The sequence below is a fragment of the Bacillus cereus group sp. BfR-BA-01381 genome (assembly GCF_022663555.1).
Taxonomy (GTDB): domain Bacteria; phylum Bacillota; class Bacilli; order Bacillales; family Bacillaceae_G; genus Bacillus_A; species Bacillus_A pacificus.
Genome location: NZ_JAKUFR010000182.1, coordinates 1 through 2,876 on the forward strand (window position 1 = coordinate 1; position 2,876 = coordinate 2,876).

Sequence of the window (2,876 nt, forward strand, 5' to 3'; positions counted from 1 at the left end):
CAGATCATTATGAGACTGGCATATTATATAGTGGCATTGTCATGCAGAATATAGTAGAAAAATTAATACCGAAAGAAGAAGAAAAAGAACCAACAAAAGAAGTTGAAGAGGTAAAAGAAGAAGAAAAAGAGCCGACAAAAGAAGTTGAAGAGGTAAAAAAAGTTGAAGAGGTAAAAGAAGAAGAAAAAGAGGTTGAAGAAGAGAAAGAGGAAGTAAAAGAACCAACAAAAGAAGTTGAAGGATCGAAAGCGGAGGTAAAAGAAACAGGAAAAGAAATTGAAGGTTCAAAAGACGCAGTAAATCAATCCACAGTAGTCCAAGAACAAAACGTGAATAATCAAGTCGTGAAAGAAAATAAACCAGTTGTTAATAAACAGGAAGAAAGTAAGAAGTCATTAGGAGCAACAGGTGGACAAGCGAATACATCAATGTTACTTTCAGGCGTAGCATTCGTTCTTTCAGCACTGAGTATGATTGTATTTAGAAAGAGATTATTTAAGAAGTAAAAAACGTTTTATCTTATTATATTGTAAAAGAATTATACAAGTTTTTGAGAAGACATTATCAGGGCGATTTCATTTTGAAATAGGCTTATGATATGTCTTTTTTTAGAAGGATATAAATGGGGAAGTGTAAATGTATTAGAGAAGGAGGAGAGGTTATGCATGTTAGTTCTATTTTAAAAATTGAAGGGGTGGCAGCATTTATTGCGAATATGAATAAAGATGCTACTCATCATGTTGGCTATTGTGGAGATGAGAAAGAGGAGTTGTTACAGACAATTATTCATGATTTTTCGGATATAGGATGGGAACAATCTTTTGTTGCTACTTATGAGAATAATAACTTAATAGGTGTATTAGGATTTGATGTGGATGAAGTAAAGAAATGTGCAGAAATTTGGGGACCGTTTATTCTTTCAGCGAATTGGGAAGAAGTTGCTGTACATATGTGGAAGGAACTTATAGAAAAGGTGCCTTTTCATATTGAGAAGTTTTATGGTTTTTATCATGTGGAAAATAATAATTGTGCCCGCTTAATGAAGGATTTACAGGCTAAAGAACAAGATCGACATAGTATTTTCAGTTTAAGTCATAATACTGTGGAAGAACGTAGTATATGTAATGTAGAAGAAGCTTTACCACAAGTATTTGAGCAGTTTATCTCTTTACACAATCATGTTTTTCCTAATACATATTATGAAGGAAATGAAATTATTGAACGTTTAAGTGATACGAATAAATTATTTGTAAGTATGAAGAATGATAAGTTAGAAGGTTACGTATATGTTGAAGTAAATCCGGAGTTTCAAGAAGCAAATATCGAATTTATTGCAACCGCTGAAAATAGTAGAAGAAAAGGTGTCGGAGAGCGGTTATTACAAGCTGCAATTCAATATATTTTCTCCTTCCAAGGGATGAGAGAGATAGAATTATGTTTGAATACGAATAATGATTGTGCGATGAGGTTGTACAAGAAAGTAGGTTTTGAGGAGAAAGCATGTTTACAACACTATATAATAGAGTAAAAACCCATTCGTATGAAGATTATAATTCATACGAATGGGTTTTATTTAATTTACTTTGCCGCCCTTAGTAATAACAGATTCAGGACTAATTTGAGGACCGAATTCTTCTTTTAGATGTTTGTCATATAATGTATGTAGGAAGTTTTCTTTTCCTAGTTTTTCAAGTTCTTTATTTACCCAATCATGTACTTCTTTATTGCCTTTCTTCACTGCTATAGCAATTAAGTCATCTCCACCTAATTTGTCTTTTAATAAGTGGAATCCAGGATTTTTATTTGCCCAAGATAGAAGGACAAGATTATCTTGAGCATATGCATCAGCACGGCCATCTTTTAGTGCTTGTAAAGCTTCTGTATTTTTATCAAATTTAATTAACTCTACGTTTTTCATATTCTTTGTTAAATAAATATCTGCAGTTGTACCCTTTGTTACAATTACTTTTTTCCCTTCTAAATCTTTTACTGATTGAATAGGACTACCATCTTTAACAAGCACTTGCACAGCTACTTTTAAATGTGGATTTGTAAAATCAACTACCTTTTTTCGCTCATCTGTTGCAGTCATATTTGCTAACACGAAATCTACTTTATCAGATTGTAAATATGGAATGCGGCTTGCTGCTTCAACGGGAACAAATTTTACTTTTGATTCATCACCTAATAAGTCTTTCGCAAACCGTTTTGCCATATCAATTTCAAATCCAACATTTTTCCCATCTTTGTCAACGTAACCGAACGGTGGTTTATCTGTAAAAACAGCAACTACTAGTTCACCACGCTCTTTTATTTCTTCAATTTTTCCACTTGGTTTTGCCGAGGTCTTTTCTGTTTTCTTTTCATTTGAACCACATGCAACGACTAAAATAGAAAGCAGTCCGATAATAATAAATGTTAAAAACTTTTTCATATAATATCTCTCCCTTTCACCGTTTCAATATAGAAAAATTGATTTAAGAAATGTTGTGCACGTTCTGTTTGTGGGGATGTGAAAAAAGTAGTTGGATCTCCTGTTTCACAAACTTCTCCTTCATCCATGAAAATAATTCGATCAGCAACAGCTTTTGCAAAGCCCATTTCATGAGTGACAATTAACATTGTCATACCTTGTTTAGCTAAGTTCATAATGACTTCTAATACTTCTTTGACCATTTCAGGATCTAATGCAGCTGTTACTTCATCAAATAAAATTACTTCAGGATTCATACAGAGGGTGCGAACAATTGCAATACGCTGTTGTTGCCCGCCAGATAACTCTCTTGGATAGGCATCTTTTTTCTCTAGTAAACCTACTTTTAGTAATAATTGTTCTGCTTGCTTCAATGCTTCATTTTTATTTCGTTTTTGTACTT

The 2,876-nt window shown here is 33.0% G+C and carries 4 protein-coding genes; 2 read left to right on the top strand and 2 right to left on the bottom strand.

Annotation, left to right across the window (positions count from 1 at the left end; translation table 11 throughout):
- Together MR079_RS28015 and MR079_RS28020 are read left to right on the top strand one after the other, a co-directional pair.
- A partial coding sequence (locus MR079_RS28015) for an LPXTG cell wall anchor domain-containing protein (protein ID WP_242295054.1) occupies positions 1–506 on the top strand: 506 nt, incomplete at its 5' end.
- Between the two features lie 155 nt (positions 507–661).
- Complete coding sequence (locus MR079_RS28020; protein WP_242295055.1) at positions 662–1,528, top strand: GNAT family N-acetyltransferase; 867 nt, start codon at positions 662–664, stop codon at positions 1,526–1,528.
- A 45-nt stretch (positions 1,529–1,573) separates the two neighbouring features.
- Here the strand turns inward: MR079_RS28020 and MR079_RS28025 are convergent, their stop codons facing one another.
- Together MR079_RS28025 and MR079_RS28030 are read right to left on the bottom strand one after the other, a co-directional pair.
- Positions 1,574–2,434: a transporter substrate-binding domain-containing protein gene (locus MR079_RS28025; RefSeq protein WP_242295056.1), complete on the bottom strand. Its 861-nt coding sequence runs from the start codon at positions 2,432–2,434 to the stop codon at positions 1,574–1,576.
- Positions 2,431–2,876 (bottom strand): amino acid ABC transporter ATP-binding protein (locus MR079_RS28030; RefSeq protein ID WP_242295057.1); only part of this gene is annotated, 446 nt, incomplete at its 5' end. The genes MR079_RS28025 and MR079_RS28030, both read right to left, overlap by 4 nt.

Bases quoted from the DNA above. Each gene is read 5' to 3' on its own strand.
- MR079_RS28020 (WP_242295055.1), top strand. From the start codon at position 662: ATGCATGTTAGTTCTATTTTAAAAATTGAAGGGGTGGCAGCATTTATT.
- MR079_RS28025 (WP_242295056.1), bottom strand. From the start codon at position 2,434: ATGAAAAAGTTTTTAACATTTATTATTATCGGACTGCTTTCTATTTTA.